General features: G+C 60.3%; 13 protein-coding genes. 9 read left to right on the forward strand and 4 right to left on the reverse strand.

Annotation, left to right across the window (positions count from 1 at the left end; genetic code table 11):
• Positions 1 to 2 precede the first annotated feature (2 nt).
• The 4 genes from J2Y68_RS00525 to J2Y68_RS00540 are packed head-to-tail and all read left to right on the forward strand — an operon-like array spanning position 3 to position 5,366.
• Positions 3 to 1,217, forward strand: a complete 1,215-nt coding sequence (locus J2Y68_RS00525; protein WP_309989864.1) for an MFS transporter — start codon at positions 3 to 5, stop codon at positions 1,215 to 1,217.
• Positions 1,214 to 2,485 (forward strand): FG-GAP repeat domain-containing protein, encoded by a 1,272-nt coding sequence (locus J2Y68_RS00530; protein ID WP_309988409.1) that lies wholly within the window; start codon positions 1,214 to 1,216, stop codon positions 2,483 to 2,485. The genes J2Y68_RS00525 and J2Y68_RS00530 overlap by 4 nt, the downstream gene beginning before the upstream one ends.
• Positions 2,485 to 4,182 (forward strand): FAD-binding oxidoreductase, encoded by a 1,698-nt coding sequence (locus J2Y68_RS00535; RefSeq protein WP_309988412.1) that lies wholly within the window; start codon positions 2,485 to 2,487, stop codon positions 4,180 to 4,182. The genes J2Y68_RS00530 and J2Y68_RS00535 overlap by 1 nt, the downstream gene beginning before the upstream one ends.
• Positions 4,179 to 5,366 (forward strand): acyltransferase family protein, encoded by a 1,188-nt coding sequence (locus J2Y68_RS00540; protein ID WP_309988415.1) that lies wholly within the window; start codon positions 4,179 to 4,181, stop codon positions 5,364 to 5,366. Before J2Y68_RS00535 ends, J2Y68_RS00540 begins: the two co-directional genes overlap by 4 nt.
• Before the next feature lie 50 nt (positions 5,367 to 5,416).
• Here J2Y68_RS00540 and J2Y68_RS00545 read toward each other — a convergent pair whose 3' ends face one another.
• Both J2Y68_RS00545 and J2Y68_RS00550 read right to left on the reverse strand, forming a co-directional pair.
• A complete protein-coding gene (locus tag J2Y68_RS00545; protein WP_309988418.1) occupies positions 5,417 to 5,557 on the reverse strand; it encodes a hypothetical protein in 141 nt (46 codons plus the stop codon).
• 123 nt (positions 5,558 to 5,680) lie between these two features.
• On the reverse strand, positions 5,681 to 6,562 hold the full coding sequence (locus J2Y68_RS00550) for a helix-turn-helix transcriptional regulator (protein ID WP_309988421.1): 882 nt from the start codon (positions 6,560 to 6,562) through the stop codon (positions 5,681 to 5,683).
• Between the two features lie 323 nt (positions 6,563 to 6,885).
• On the opposite strand from J2Y68_RS00550, the gene J2Y68_RS00555 reads away from it, so the two are divergent.
• The 3 genes from J2Y68_RS00555 to J2Y68_RS00565 all read left to right on the forward strand — a co-directional run bounded on the left by J2Y68_RS00555 (position 6,886) and on the right by J2Y68_RS00565 (position 11,350).
• Positions 6,886 to 8,274, forward strand: a complete 1,389-nt coding sequence (locus tag J2Y68_RS00555) for an MFS transporter (protein WP_309989867.1) — start codon at positions 6,886 to 6,888, stop codon at positions 8,272 to 8,274.
• A gap of 132 nt (positions 8,275 to 8,406) precedes the next feature.
• Positions 8,407 to 8,973, forward strand: a complete 567-nt coding sequence (locus J2Y68_RS00560; protein ID WP_309988424.1) for a hypothetical protein — start codon at positions 8,407 to 8,409, stop codon at positions 8,971 to 8,973.
• A complete protein-coding gene (locus J2Y68_RS00565; protein ID WP_309988427.1) occupies positions 8,966 to 11,350 on the forward strand; it encodes an MFS transporter in 2,385 nt (794 codons plus the stop codon). The genes J2Y68_RS00560 and J2Y68_RS00565 overlap by 8 nt, the downstream gene beginning before the upstream one ends.
• 242 nt (positions 11,351 to 11,592) lie before the next feature.
• Here J2Y68_RS00565 and J2Y68_RS00570 read toward each other — a convergent pair whose 3' ends face one another.
• The gene (locus J2Y68_RS00570; protein WP_309988430.1) at positions 11,593 to 13,086 is read right to left on the reverse strand and encodes an exodeoxyribonuclease VII large subunit; all 1,494 of its coding nucleotides are present in this window, start codon (positions 13,084 to 13,086) and stop codon (positions 11,593 to 11,595) included.
• A 147-nt stretch (positions 13,087 to 13,233) separates the two neighbouring features.
• Between J2Y68_RS00570 and J2Y68_RS00575 the strand changes: the two genes are divergently transcribed.
• Both J2Y68_RS00575 and J2Y68_RS00580 read left to right on the forward strand, forming a co-directional pair.
• Entirely contained in the window at positions 13,234 to 13,719 is a 486-nt protein-coding gene (locus J2Y68_RS00575) for a hypothetical protein (protein WP_309988434.1), read from the forward strand.
• The gene (locus tag J2Y68_RS00580; protein ID WP_309989870.1) at positions 13,656 to 14,207 is read left to right on the forward strand and encodes a dienelactone hydrolase family protein; all 552 of its coding nucleotides are present in this window, start codon (positions 13,656 to 13,658) and stop codon (positions 14,205 to 14,207) included. Before J2Y68_RS00575 ends, J2Y68_RS00580 begins: the two co-directional genes overlap by 64 nt.
• Here J2Y68_RS00580 and J2Y68_RS00585 read toward each other — a convergent pair.
• Positions 14,204 to 15,292, reverse strand: a complete 1,089-nt coding sequence (locus tag J2Y68_RS00585; RefSeq protein WP_309988437.1) for a PDDEXK nuclease domain-containing protein — start codon at positions 15,290 to 15,292, stop codon at positions 14,204 to 14,206. The two genes, J2Y68_RS00580 and J2Y68_RS00585, sit on opposite strands and share 4 nt — an antisense overlap.
• Positions 15,293 to 15,332 lie beyond the last annotated feature (40 nt).

Genomic DNA, 15,332 nt, shown 5'->3' on the forward strand with positions numbered 1-15,332 from the left:
GGATGCCGTTGGGCCTGCTCGCCCTGGCCGTAGGTGGGTTCGGGATAGGCCTCACAGAGTTCGTCATCCTTGGTCTATTGCCTGAGGTAGCCGCAGATTTCGCGGTCAGCATCCCTGTCGCCGGGCACTTGGTTTCCGGTTACGCGCTCAGCGTCGCCGTCGGCGGGGTGCTGGTGACGGCCGCGACGGCGGCCCTTCGCCCCAAGAGCGTTTTGTGCGCCCTGATGGTGCTGTTCATCCTGGGAAACCTGCTTTCAGCGGTGGCCGGCGACTACGGAACCATGTTCGCTGGCCGGGTTGTGGCTGCCTTGTGCCACGGCGCGTTCTTCGGCATCGGGGCCGTACTGGCATCAAAGCTAGTCGCTCCAGACCGCAAGGCCCGGGCCATCTCCATCATGTTCGCGGGGCTGACCATCGCAAACGTCCTCGGCGTTCCCATGGGCACGTTCCTGGGCCAACAGCTCGGGTGGAGATCCACGTTCTGGGCGATCACCATCGTAGGGGTTATCGCCCTCGCAGGGCTGATCGCGTACGTGCCGGCACAGGACGCCGTCGAACGGGGGCCTGGGCAATTGCGCCGTGAGCTGGGGGCGTTCACCTCTGGACAAGTCTGGCTGTCCATCCTGGTCACTGTCTTCGGGTTCGGGGCCATGTTCGGTGCCTTCACCTACATAGCGCCGATGCTCACCGACCTTGCCGGTATGCCGGCAGAGGCGGTGCCATGGATGCTGGTCATATTCGGCGCCGGGCTGTTCACCGGAAACATCATCGGTGGCAAGGCTGCTGACGGGAACCTGGACAAGTCATTGCTGCTGCTCTTGTCGACCCTCACCGTCGTCCTGCTGGTCTTCACCATCACCGTTCATAACCCGTGGGCAGCACCGGTGACTTTGTTCCTTCTCGGGGCCGTCGGATTCGCCGCCGTCCCCGGCATGCAAACGCGCGTACTGTCCTTCGCCCACCGGGCGCCCACTTTGGCCTCCGGGGTCAACATCTCTGCGTTCAACCTCGGCAACGCCATCGGCGCCTACCTCGGTGGAACAACCATCGCAGCCGGGCTTGGACTGTCCTCACCCATATGGGTCGGGGCAGGGCTGGCCATCATCGCGGTAGCACTCATGGGCGCAGCTTCGCTGAAGCTGCGCCGAACCAACACCTCCCACTCCGGCACGCCGGAACGCCCAACACCGGCACTCACACGAAAGGTACTCTCATGAGCTCACCCACAGTCGGCAAGACCATGCCAACCCTGGACGTCACCGAACCGGCCTTCGGAACCGAGACAGTCACCGACTTCCTCCGCGACGGCTACTGGCTGGAAGCTGCAGACATTGACGGCGACGGCAGACCCGACCTCGTCGGCTACGGCCTCAAAGTAGGTGAAATCTACTGGTACAAGAATCCCACCTGGGAAAAGAAGCTGGTGCTCGACAAGATCAAAGAACCCGTCGGCATGGACTTCGGTGACATCACCGGTGACGGCACCACCGACCTGGTCGTGTGCTACCAGCTCTACGGTCCTGGCGGAACGATCCACCACGCCGACCCCGAAGGCGGAAAAATCGACTGGCTGGAAAACCCCGGCAACCCGTCCGAAGCGACCGAAAACTGGACGCGGCATTACGTTGGGCGCGCCATCGGCATGCACCGTCTGCGCGTCGGCCACTTTACGCGGACTGACAAGATCCAGATCATCGGGTTCCCCATAGTTGCCGTGGAGGACGTCCACGCAGTCCTGCCGGTAGTGCTGTTCACCCCCACTGATGACCCTCGCGCCGAGTGGGACAAGGAAATCATCAGCGACTCGGACTTCCGGATGATCCACGGCGTGGCCAAGAAGGGTGGGCTGATCCCCGGTTCGCCGCTGGACTCGATCCTCATGGCTTCCGACGAAGGCGTCACGTGGCTCTACTACGAACAGGAGAACCGCACTTGGTCGTGGGAGCACATTGGAGATGGCGAGGAAAGCCAATTCGAGAAGACCACCTTCAAAGGCAGCGGTGACGTCGACGGCGGACGCATCGGCGACGATCCCCTTGCCTACGTCGCAGCGATCGAACCTTTCCATGGCAACACCGTTGCCGTTTACGTGCGCAGTGGGGGAGACGCTGAGGCCGCGGGCTGGACCCGGCACCTGCTGGACATTTACGGGGACCCGAACGAGAACGGTGAAGGTCCCGGCCACACCGTCATGTGCCGCGATTTCGACGGCGACGGGGACGACGAATTCCTGATTGGCCTGCGCGGTCCCGAGCCCTGGCAAGGAGCGTACTACTACAAAGCTGTGGACCTGGCCAAGGGCCTGTTCCTGAAATGGAAAGTCTCCGGGGAATCCATCGCCCGGATCGTGTCCGGAGACTTCACCGGACGCGGCGTCGAAGATTTCGCCACCATCTCCTACTCCGTCCAGCACTACTTCGTTGCCCCCAAAGCAGAAATCACCCTGCACCCCAACAACACCGTCCAACGTGAAGGATCCATCTGATGACGACCACCGAAAAACCCGGTATCGGACGCCGGTTCTTCATGGCCGGTTCCGCCGGCACCATCGCAGCTGCTTCCCTGACGGCCCTGGCAACCGCCAACGCCCCGCAAGCCCAAGCCGCGAACGGCACCGCCACAACGCCAGACGGTTCGGTCATCAAGTCCGGGGACTCCCGCTATCGGGATCTTATGACGGGCAACAATCAACGGTTCGTCTCCCATCCCGACTACGTCCGGCTGATCACCAGCACCAAAGACGCAGAGGACGCCGTCCGCGAAGCAGTCCGTACCGGCAAGAAGGTGTCCGTTCGAAGCGGCGGGCACTGCTTCGCCGATTTTGTCTGCAACCCTTCCATCCAGGTCATCCTCGACGTGTCCCCGATGAACGCGGTCTACTACGACCAAAAGATGGGCGCGTTTGTTGTCGAGCCAGGGGCGAGGCTGATGAACGTCTACGAAACGCTGTACAAGAACTGGGGCGTCACAGTCCCCGGAGGTATCTGCTACAGCGTCGGTGCCGGCGGCCACATCGCCGGCGGCGGCTACGGCCTGCTCTCACGCTCCCACGGTCTGGTCGTGGACCACCTCTACGCCGTCGAAGTCGTCACCCTGGACGCCAACCGTAAAGTCCGCACCGTCGTCGCTACCCGTGACGATAAAGGTGAGCTCGGTGACCTGTGGTGGGCACACACCGGCGGGGGAGGCGGGAACTGGGGCATCGTCACCAAATACTGGTTCCGGTCCCCGGGCACGAAAGGAAAGAACCCCTCCGAGCAGCTCGTCAAAGCCCCGTCCACTGTGCTGGTGAGCGCCATCTCCCTCCCGTGGGACCAACTGGACGAAACAAAGTTCCGGCGCCTCATCACCAACTTCGGAGCCTGGCATGAAAAGTACCGCCAGCCCGGCACCCCTGAGTCGCACCTGAGCAGCCTCTTCAACGTCAGCTCGAAAGCTCACGGCAGCTTGGGGATGTTCACCCAGATCGACGCAGCAGCCCCGGACGCCAAGGGCGTCATGGGACGCTACGTGGCGGCAATCCTTGACGGGGTCGCCATCACCGCGGAACCCGTGGAAAAGCCCAACGGAGAAATCCCGGCCATGCCGGAGTTCTTCAAGACCCGGGAAATCCCCTGGCTGCAAGCCACCCGGCTGGTGGGGACGGACAATCCGGTGATCACCAACCCCACCAGCCGCGGCGCCCACAAGTCCGCATACCTGAACCAGAAATTCACTGATGACCAGATCGCTGTGCTCTACCGGCAGATGAGCCGGCCGGACTTCACCAACCCCAACACCATGCTGGTCCTGTTCTCGTTCGGCGGGCAAGTCAACGCCGTCGCCCCCGACGCCACAGCCAACGTCCAGCGCCAATCAGCCTTCAAATTCTGCCTTCAAACGTTCTGGCCGGAAGCCGCCGATGACGACTTCTACCTTGCCTGGGAGCGGGAAACATACGAGGGCATGTTCAAGACCACCGGTGGGGTCCCCGTACCCGGCGACCGACTCGATGGCTGTTACATCAACTACCCGGACGTTGATGTGGCCAGCACCGAGCACAACAGCTCCGGTGTTGGCTGGCAGACCCTGTACTTCAAGGGCAACTACCCCAGGCTGCAGCGTGCCAAGGCCAGCTGGGACCCGACCAACTACTTCACCCACAGCCTTGGCATCGAACTCCCGGCAGGAAGTGCATCATGACCGCTCCTGTTCCCGAGGCGGCCATCGCCCGTCCCCGGCTCAGCAAGCTGCCGTCCCTGACCGGATTGCGCTTTTTCGCCGCGTTGCTGGTGTTCTTCTTCCACATCACCCTGTCCAACTCACCCATACCACCCAACGATCCCATCAACCCGTTCGCCGACGCCGAGTTCGGATCAACCCTTGAGTGGCTCGTCAGCAAAGCAGGGTACGTTGGGGTCTCATTCTTCTTTGTCCTCAGCGGCTTCCTGCTGGCGTGGGCGTCCAAGCCGGGGGAGCCAAAACGGCAGTTCTGGCGGCGCCGATTGCTGAAGATCTTCCCCAACCACCTGGTGATGTGGGTGCTGTCGATGATCCTGTTCGCCGCCGCCATCAACCCGCCCCTTGGATGGATCAGCAACCTCTTCCTGGTGAACTCGTTCATCCCTGACGCCTCCGTCTACGTCGCGGTGAACCCGCCCTCATGGACCCTTAACAGCGAACTGCTCTTCTACATGCTGTTCCCGCTGCTGATGGTCCCGATCAGAAAGATCCCCGGCAACCGGCTTTGGGCTTGGGCCTGGATCACGGTCGCTGCGATGATCGCCGTACAGTTGATCACCACCTACCTGATCCCTGCCACCCCCGTTTCGGCCCTAACACCGATCTCCGAGGCCCAGTTCTGGTTCGGATACATCTTCCCGCCCGCAAGGCTGTTCGAATTCATCCTGGGCTCCCTCCTGGCCCGGATAGTTCTGTCAGGGCGCTGGGTTCCCTTGAAGATGTGGCACACGCTCCTTCTTTGCGTTGCCGGTTACGTCGCTGCGATGGTGGTCCCGTTCGTGTACTCCTTCAACGTGGCAACCATCATTCCGGTCGCGGCAATCATCTGCACCGTGGCAACCCGGGACATAGCTGGCCATACCGGGTTCCTAGGTTCCAAACCCATGGTCTGGTTGGGAAACATCTCCTTCGGCTTCTACCTGTGCCAGGGAGTCGTGATCTTCTACGGCCGCATCCTGCTACGCAACGAGGTGTACCCGACACCCATTGCCTGGCTGGTGGTCGCCGGCTTCTTCGTGGCCACGTTGTTGGGTGGGTGGGCCTTATACGCCCTCGTGGAAAAGCCCGTCATGGACCGGTGGGCCCGGCCGCGGCCCAAACTGATTCAGCGAGAACCAGACCAAGCCACCGTTACCGTGGGTTAGAAAACAAAGTAAGAAGGCCCGACCTGAATGGGTCGGGCCTTCTTACTTTGTTAGTACTGGCGGCTCGAACGGGTCGAGAACAGCGAGACCGCCTCCGTCAGCATGGTGTGGGCGGTCTGAGCAATCACGGAGATGTCGCTCATCCCTGCCGTGAGACGGACCTCCGAGACTCCCTTGGCGACTTCACGCAAGAACTGCCCATACAGGAGGCCATGGTGGTCTGATCGCGGTCATCTGCCCGGCAAGCCAGGACATGGCGGGTGATGCGTTCATTGCGCTGTTCAGGTTTCAACAACCAGAGCGCATTGCTGCCGCTACTTGGCTGGGGAGTGTTGAGCTTCGCTTACCACTCCCGTGTCATTGGACGTCAGCAGCTGCAGTGCTTCGGCCGCCGGGGTCCCAGCATCAGCGGTGTACATGAGGATCCGGTGGCCGGATTCATCGGGCGGAGTCAGGACCTCGAAGTTCAGCTCAAGATCGCCCACCTCCGGGTGGTGCATGTACTTCAGGCCCGACATGCAGTTCTCCACCGGGTGCCGCGCCCACAAATTAGCGAACTCTTCGCTGTTCATGGTCAGCTCGCCGACCAGCGAAGCGAGTTCCGGGTCATCAGTGGCGCGACCGGCGACCAAACGTAACGAGGACACCGCTCGTGTGGCCTCCTCATGCCATCGCGTGTACAGCTCACGGGTGTGACGGTCCAGGAACAACAGCTTCGTCATGTTCGGCCGCACCGAAGGCGTTTCCGGGGAAGCGAAATCCAGATGACCAGCAACAAGCCGATGACCGATCCGGTTCCAGGCCAGTACTTCGCTGCGGCGCCCCAAAACGACTGCCGGTGTGTTGGACATTGACTGTATCAATCGCAGGGTACCCGGCCTGACCTTGTCGGGCTTAGTCAGTGTTCGCCGCTTGGTCGTGCCGGGCCGGGCAAGATTGAACAGGTGCGCGCGCTCGTCCGTATTCAGGTTCAGAGCCCGTGCGATGGCATCGATGACCGCCTCTGAAGCATTGTTGCTCAGGCCCTGCTCCAGGCGGGTGTAATAGGTGTTGCTGACCCCGGCGAGCATGGCGAGCTCTTCCCGGCGGAGGCCCGGTACGCGGCGGATGCCGTAGTTGAGAAGGCCGACGTCCTCGGGCTGTAAGGCAGCTCTTCGGACGCGAAGGAACTCCCCAAGTTCACTTAGATTACTCATGCGCCCCATTCTGCCGGTCTTCTCCGGCACTGTCCTGTCCCTGCCAGTGACACCCTAAACGTCAAGACGCATACGTACATGTGACAAGACAGCGGCAGGCGAAGCAGTGTACGGGACAGTTTCGCCTGTCACTGCCAGTGGTAGGCAAGCGGGGGTGTGGCTGATCCCCGGACTTTCCGTGACTGTGGAGTGTGAAGATGCCGCCAAAGGGCAGCCCCCTCCACAGAAGGAACACCGTCATGACCACCCAACCGGATGTTACAACAGGACCCAGCGTCCCACCCTCGACCGAACCGCAACCGGCAACTGCTCCCGCGGGACGCATGACGGCCCGTCAGCGACTGGCACTCATTGTCCTGCTAACAGCGAGTTTTACCCTCGCTGTTGACTTCTCCATTCTCAACGTAGCCCTCCCGGCCATAGGTGCCGACGTCGGCTTCAGCTTGGAGAACCTTCAGTGGATTGCGACGTCATTCGCCCTGTGCGCTGCGGGTCTGACGTTGCTGTTCGGACGTGTCGCCGATATTGCCGGCCGCCGCAAGATGTTTATCATCGGCATGGCCCTGCTCGGCGCGGCGTCGCTTGCCGGCGGTTTGGCTGCCGCCCCAGCCTTGTTGCTTATCGCTCGCGTGGGTCAAGGCGTCGCTACGGCCATTGTCGTTCCCGCTGCCTTGTCCTTGCTGCTGGCATCCTTCCCGGAAGGCCCGTTGCGCGATAAGGCACTTGGCCTTAATGGGTCACTGATGGCCGCGGGCTTTACGACCGGCGCTATCCTCGGCGGACTGCTGACAGACCTGCTGACCTGGCGGTGGGCGTTCTTCATCAACGTGCCTGTGGCCATCGCAGTACTGGTCATCGCTCCCATCGTCCTTGCTGAGAGCAAGCCCACCTCGAAGTTGAAGCTGGACGTTCCGGGCGCCATCACCGTAACCCTGGGCCTTCTGGCCCTTGTCTTCGGTTTGACCAACGCCGCCGAGCACTCCTGGACCAACCCCCTTACTTTGGGCTCCCTCGCGGCAGCCGTTGTGCTCTTTGTTGCCTTTGTGGCTGTCGAACGCCAGGCAAGCTCGCCGCTGGTGCCGCTGGAGATTTTGAAGCGTTCCACCGTCGCCTGGGGCAACATTGCCGGCATTCTGGCCTTCGTCACCGAAACGTCCTTGGTGTTCTTGCTGACGCTTTACCTGCAGCAGGTTCTCGGGTACACCCCGCTCGGTGCTGGTCTGGCCTTCGCAGTCCTTGGCCTCGGTACGGTACTCGGTGGCGTGCTCGGACCCAAGGTGATCGGAAAGATCGGCAACAAGAAGGCCATCGTCTACGGATTCATAGTCCAGGCCATTGCGACCGGCGCCCTCGTCTTGCTCAGTGCAGACCCCGCCTCCATAGGTCTGCTGTTGGTCGCCACCTTCATCGGTGGTGTAGCCAACCTTGTCGTCATCGTCGGATTCATGGTTACCGCAACATCCGGGCTGCCTGATGAAGAACAGGGCTTGGCTACGGGACTGGCAACCATGAGCCAGCAGATCGGCATCACCATGGGAATTCCCATCATGAGCGCCATCTTTACAGCCCAAATCCTTAGCATCGGGAACAACCAGGCCCCGGCCGTCCTCAGCGGTGTCACCACCGCCATCTGGGTCAACGCGGGTCTTTGCCTGCTCACCGCACTGGTAGTGGGTCTGTTCCTACGCAAGCCCGCGATGGCCGCCAATTAGGCCCCAAAGGCAGAAGCCTGCACGAAGACTTCGGGGGAGGGTTCTTTCAAGGACCCTCCCCCGGTCCTGGAGCAGGAGCACATGAAACACGGAGCAGAACAACGAAGAGTTCACCGATATTGGGAGACGACATTGTTTCAAGGCAAGACCGATGGCTTCCTGCAGGAACGGAAGACATCCGTTCACCCGGAGGTTGAAGTCCTGGCCATCGGGGCGTGCTCCGGATCCGTAGGGGAATTGTGGCAGGGCCCAGCCTGGTCGGGCAGCGCAGACGAAGTCGCGCTGGTTACCCTGCACGGCCCCAACCAAAGCATCGCCTACGCGAGTAACGCTCCGGGTGCGAGCGGCGACCCAGCGCTTGGCAAGGTTCGTGACAGGGCACCGGAATCACCGCACATCCTTAAGCCACGGAAGGGAACCGGATCCCAAAACATCGAACTGTTCCCGAGCCTCCGAGCAATTGAAGAGTTCAGTGAGAGCCACCTGCTCAACATTGAGGACGGGACGGAGAGCCTTGGGCTCATGCCTGGTGACGTCGGATGGCTTCCCGCAAAGGCCATTGGGGCCAGGATTACGCATGTGGGGGACTACAAGTCCCGGATCGGGAACATCTTTGCGACCGCGGTTGAACCGAGTCTCGCACAGGACTACGCGATCGCCGCCAGTCGACACCTTACGGTAACGGTGTCCGGTGACTAGCACACTTCCAGCCTCACCGGCCAAAATCCCAACATCGTCATGGGCGCTACTGGTCCTGATCGTTGTTTCGGGCATTACGACCTTCATGTTTTTGCCGTTGCTCACACTGGAACTCGTGCAACGGGGGCTAGGTATTGCAAGTGTTGGGATTCTGGTTGGCTCGATGACTGGTTCAGGACAGATAGCTTCGGTCTTCCTGGGATTCCTCGTAGCAAAGTTCGGCTCGAAGCCCATGGCGCTCTGTGGCCTGTTGGTCAGAGCTGCCGGCTTGTCGGTGTTCCTGTTTCGTGAGGACTTCACCAGCTACCTTGTGGGGAGCATTATCGCCGGGATTGGCTCCACGAGCGTGTCCCTGGGAATTAAGACCGAGCTACTTGCTGTGGCAGGATCGCGAAGACTGATTTCGCTTCGATCAGCAGCCGTAAACTCAGGAGCGCTGCTGGGTCCGGCGATCGGTGCGGTCCTCTTTCAGGTCACCGGGTTCTATACCATCATCGCCGCGTCTCTGATCAGCTACCTCATCATGGGCGTTGTCGTCGTTTTCCTGCGCTTCGAATCCTCCAACGTCACGATGGAGTGCCAGACCGAGAACTTAGAGTCCGATGCAGATCGCTCGTTGTTCTCCGACAAAAACCGGAAACCTATCCTCGTTCTGCTGACACTGGTAGCTGCATATTGGTTCGCATACTCCCAGTGGAACGTTCTTATGCCACTGACAGCGAAGCAAGCATTCGGTACCGACCAAGCCTCCTCCTGGTTCTACATTGCAAATGCTGCGCTCATCCTTGGGTTCCAGTACCTCCTACTAGTGCATCTGCTGGGACGACTAAAGTCAGCCAGGATTCTCCTGCTGGGCTTCGGGAGCCTGTTTGCCGGCTTCCTCGCACTGACACTCGGGTGGACGGCGCCAGCAGTCATTGCCTACGTGGTGTTCTTCACGCTCGGTGAGACTTTGGTCAGCCCAACACTCGATGAAACTGCATCAAGACTTTCCTTAGGACACAAGAAACTAGGGAAGCTGTTCGGCATCATCGGGACCATCTCCGGTGCGGCCTCCTTCGCGGGTGGTGCCTTGACCGGTTGGATCCTGAGTGCGGCAGGCGCCAGCGGCCTTGCCAGTACGGTCGGTCTGATGGCCGGCACTATCGGCATATTGCTCTCCATATGGGGTCTGCGGAAGAAAGAACTGAAAATGACAACGACTATTTACATTCCCTCCCCGCGTGGAGTGGTGCTGGAAGCTGCGCAAGAAATCGAAGGTCTCCAGCTCGTTCCAGTGGTTTCCGCCAAAGACATGGGTGATGATTACGGAGACATGAGGGCCCTCAAAGTCAGCGACCCCCTGGACGCCATTGAGGTAGCCCGGGCCCTGCTCGATGAACCTGACGACGGTTCACGACGGATTGTCCTGGCTTTCGGAGACCAGTCCACCGAAGTAGCGAGCATGGTCAACGCTGCCCTCGGCTTGGGCATTGCTGGATATCTTGACTTCCAGACCCTTGAGGCTTTCCGTAACAAGTCCAGGCTGCGCAAGGCGCTGGGTAAAGACAACCCAATGAATCTGCCCTTCGCAGATGTCAGCGACGCGAACGAAGTAATTCGTTTCGTCCAAATGCTTGGAACGCAAGCCATTCTCAAACCGTCCGATGGCAGCGGCAGCCGCAACATTCTTACGCTGTCCCCCTCGACAGTGGAGCAGGACTTGTCCGAGCAGGACCACTCTTGGATTGAACAAGGCGCGATTGTCGAGGCGATGGCCATCGGGCCTGAGTTCTCAGTTGAAGCCCTCAGTTGGAAGGGGGAACACTCGGTACTGGGCGTCACCCGAAAGTTCACCAGTGGGGCCCCCCACTTCATTGAGACAGGACATCAGTTCCCTGCGGACGTCCCGGCGGAGCTCAGGACTGCCCTGGAAACAGCGACCAAGCAAGTGCTCGATGCTGCCGGACATCAAAGCGGTTTATCGCACACGGAATTCATCGCAGATGCAAGCGGGGTCAAGCTCATTGAGTCCCATGGGCGTCCGGGTGGTGACAGGATTTCGGACCTGGTTGGCCTGGCCACGGGCCGGTCATCCTTCCACCTCTGGTTTGAAACTCTGTTGTCCGAGAACCTTGCTACCGTCCCCGAAACAACAGCCACCGCAGGCGTCGAATTTCTCAATCTGACGGGACTTAATGCTACGGACGAGGAATGGATTTCGGCGATGCGCGAACTACCGGGCGTAGTCGAAGCGTCTGTGCTCCTGGACGAACCACGTCGGGGGAGCATCGTGTCCTCAAGTAGCCGGCACAGTCTCGTCGTGTTCCGCAGCGATCCGGAAAGTCACGACAAAACGCGCAACGCTATTCGAGCCACCAACTTAGAACTCACGTAAGGAAATCATGAAAATTCTGGTCCTGACCATCCAGCCGAATGAGTACAAGTTCGTCAACAACGTCCTCATACCTGAATCACTGCACCGTTAAGGCCATGAAGTTGTCCTCGGCGACGTTGACACCTTGAGCTACCTCGAAGGTGAAATCAATTGCAGGCAAGCGACGTTCGATGGCGGCGCTGTCGGCGAACGTCACGACATTTTTAGAGGCTGCAGTTGTAGAGCCAAACGCTATCGCGGGATTAGCCCATCGGCAGATGGTGCAGCAGTTTCCGGAGCGCACGAACAGTCCGTACGTTCATGATTCGGATCTCCCACTCGCGGACAGATTCCGGTGGTCGCTTCAGGGGTTTTCTGTGCTTTGCATTCAGATGCTTTCGCGAAGAGAACTGCACCGAGAGGGCAACAGCCGAAAGGGCCACTATGCCGATAGCCAGCCAAAGCCCGAGTCCGTGATCGTCTGAACCAATTATCCAGGTGGCAATGAGCGTTGAGTTGAACACGAGCGTGGCTGCCATACCCAGCGTCGCCAAAGTCAGCAGCCATGAGTACCCACGGACTCGTCGCGACGCCAGCTCAAGCAGGTCATGTCCATGTTTACGGTCAGAAGCGAGATGCGATGCGCGGCTTTCCCGGAGCGAGCTGTTGGATGCTCCGAGGTCCGCCTTATACCGGGAAAGGGCCGCATTGGCCGATGCCAACTCAGCTTGGCAACGCGCCAGGGTGTTCCTGACTGATGACAGCTCTCTATCGAGCTTGGCAACCTTCTGACGTTCGGCACCAAGGCTTTCCTTGAAGGACGTCGGATACTTTTTCGCAGATGCCGGCGAACTGCCTGAACGGGTTGTGATCGCAACCGCGGCGGCTGTTGGCGTCGTGAATGACGCCATGGCTGCCCTGTCAGCGATGGATACATCCTGACGATGCCCTATACCGGTGATAACAGGCACGGGCGACTCGAGGATGGCTCGGGCCAATTCTTCATCCTGGAACCCCCGCATAGACCGCCAGTGCCCACCGCCTCGCGTAATGACAACGAGATCATGACCGTTCCTGCGCGCCTCATCACAATAGGTTCGGAGAGTCGCGGCTGCTGATTTACCTCCCCAGCTCATATGCCGGTATGTGATCTCAGGCTTATCCCGACTCTGTGAAACTCTCAGATGATGCTTGAAGTCCTCAACGCCTTGGGATTTCTCCGGCGAGATCACGGTTACCTTCAGTATTCGTCCCACTTTGAGACCGTCTTTGGCATCCTCATATATCGAGTCGTCATCGACAAGCAGTCTGGAGTGGCGCGGAAAATCTTCAGGGAGAGCTTGTAACGTATGGCGGTCCTTGAGGAGGAGCGCCCCGTTCAGGCGGAACTCCGGTTCAATTCCGGTAACTTTCAAGTAGATGTCACCGGTCTCAGGCCACATTCGCAGCTGCCCTGAAACTTCGAGCTGCATACCATCATTCATGGCCTCATCGAAGCTTTCTCCAGCAGTGCCGAGGACCCTTTGAATCGTAGCGAGTTCGTCGTTCCAGACCCGTGCTGGGAGAACATAGGTCCGCTCGCCACTGACCGTCACCAGGTCAAAGGTCCATCCCGATGCTTTGGGCTCGGCGTTCCGGCACTCGGCAACGACGGTGAGGGCCAGCGCCTGCAGGGGAGCGCGTAGCTGCTCATAGACTTGCTCAACAGTCCTGGCGGATGGCGGCTGACCTTCCAATGCGTTATCGCTTCCCTTCATTCCCGAATGCTCCCTCCCCGCATGTCACCTATGCCTCTGAATAGTAGTGATGTGAAGCAGCCTTTTCTGACGGCGTCAAACCGTCCTGCCCTTGTTTGCGTCCCAACTTCAGGGAATGATGTTGGCCAACTTCGAGAAGGACGTCCAATGGTGCAGCTTGAGAAGTTCGAAAAGTACTTGATCGAGGAGTTCTACGACGATTACCGGTCCGGGGACATGTCGCATATGGCATTTACCCGGCGGGTGGCGTTCATCATGGGGAGCATGACAGCGACTGCGGCGGCCATGACGCTGGTTGGTTGCACGCCGGAGGAGATCCCTAAAACTACTGACCCCATGCCAAAGCCGTCCTCTGCCCGCGGGACGGGAGAGTCAAGTGCACCCACCACAGCCGTACCCAACGCCAAGAGCCCATTGTCAGTCCCGGAGGGCGCCGCGGGGCTGCAAACGGAAACAGTGAAAGTCCCCTCGGTCGGAACGGAAATCAGTGCCTACCTGGCACGGCCCGAGGGCGGAGGGCAACACCCGGCCGTCTTATCTGTCACGAGAATCGCGGGCTTACCCCGCACATCCAGGACGTTGCCAGGCGCTTCGCAAAGGAAGGCTACGCGGCCCTTGCGCTGGATCTGCTGAGCCGGGAAGGCGGCACGGCGAACATGGACCCGGATGCGGTGCCGGGCGCACTGACGCGGGCCGGCGCCCAACGCCATGTTGACGACTTCAAAGCGGCCTTTGAGTACCTCAACGGCCAGGACTTCGTCGAAGGAGGCCGTATCGCCATGATCGGTTTCTGCTTCGGCGGTGGCATCACGTGGCAGGCGAGCACGGAGATTCCAAGGCTCAAAGCAACCAGCGCGTTCTACGGCCCAGCACCTGACTTGGCCAAGGTACCCACCATCAAGCCGGCAGTTATGGGTGTGTATGCCGAGAAGGATGCGCGAATCACGGGCCCCATGCCGCAACTCCAGGAAGCGCTGGACAGGACCAGCGTCAAGCACCAACTCAAGGTGTACCCCGGCGTGGACCATGCCTTCCATAACGACACCAGCGAACGCTACGTCGAAGCCCAAGCCACGGCTGCATGGAACGATACCCTGGCGTGGTTCAAGGAGAACGTCTAGCCCCGCAACCGGGCGGCTTCGCTCGCGAGCTCTGCCTCCAACGTTTCGATGCTCGGCAGGCTGGACACCAACTCGTCCGGCAAGGAGTCGGCAAGGGACGTCTTCCATTCCGCGATCCCCACGGGTGCGTTGAAGCCACGGAGCGCATACTCCGCCACCACGCTGTTCTTCTCCTTGCACAGGAGCAAACCAATGGTTGGTTTGTCGTCGGGATGCGCCATCAGGTCATCCACAGCGGCCATGTACATGCCCAACTGCCCCAGGAATCCTGGTTCGAACTTCACTGCCTTGAGTTCAATCACCATGTAGCAGCGCAGCTTCAGGTGGTAGAACAGGAGGTCCGCGAAGAACTCGTCGCCGGCGATTTCCAGCCGGACCTGCTCGCCAACAAAGGCGAACCCCTGGCCCAGCTCCAGCAGGAATTTCTCCACATGCTTCACCAACTGGACCTCCAGATCCCTCTCGGTGTGTCGGTCGGTCATGGCCAGGAAGTCAAAGACGTAGGGGTCTTTGGTTGCCTGCTGCGCGAGGTCGGAATCCGCGCGGACCATGGTGGAAGCGAAGTTGGTGATGGCCTGCCCGGAGCGCTCGTGCAATCGGGTGGAGATCTGGTGTGTCAAAACGTTGCGCGACCATCCGTGCTGGGCAGCCGCCGCGGCGTACCAAAGCCGCGTGGCGGCGTCGTCGAGCTTTTCCAGCAGTGCGATCTGGTGGTACCACGGCAATGTTGCAAGCGGCGCTTGCAACATTGGGAAGTCCGGCCAAGCCTGCGCGAAGCTCTTCATGTACCGCAGGTTCCTGGGGGAGAAGCCCTTCGCTTCGGGGAACCGCGTTCGGATATCGGAAGACAACCGCGTGACCACCTTGGCGCCCCAGCCTTGCTCAGATTCGCGGTCGGCCAGTTGCCGCCCGATGCTCCAGTAGGAGTTCAACAGCTCGCTGTTGGCCGCCGCCATCGCACGGGTGCGGCCCACGCGGACTTCCTTGGCCACGGTGTCGAGCAGCATGGGGTACCAATCGGGCATCGACGATGCGGCGGGAACACCCGGGAATGACGCCTCGGCGGCGAGCTCTTGGGACGGCATATGGCTCCTGTCAGTGGCTGGTGAAACCACGGTATGGGGA

Origin of the sequence: Paenarthrobacter nitroguajacolicus (assembly GCF_031455195.1) — a bacterium.
In the GTDB taxonomy this organism is placed as follows: domain Bacteria; phylum Actinomycetota; class Actinomycetes; order Actinomycetales; family Micrococcaceae; genus Arthrobacter; species Arthrobacter nitroguajacolicus_D.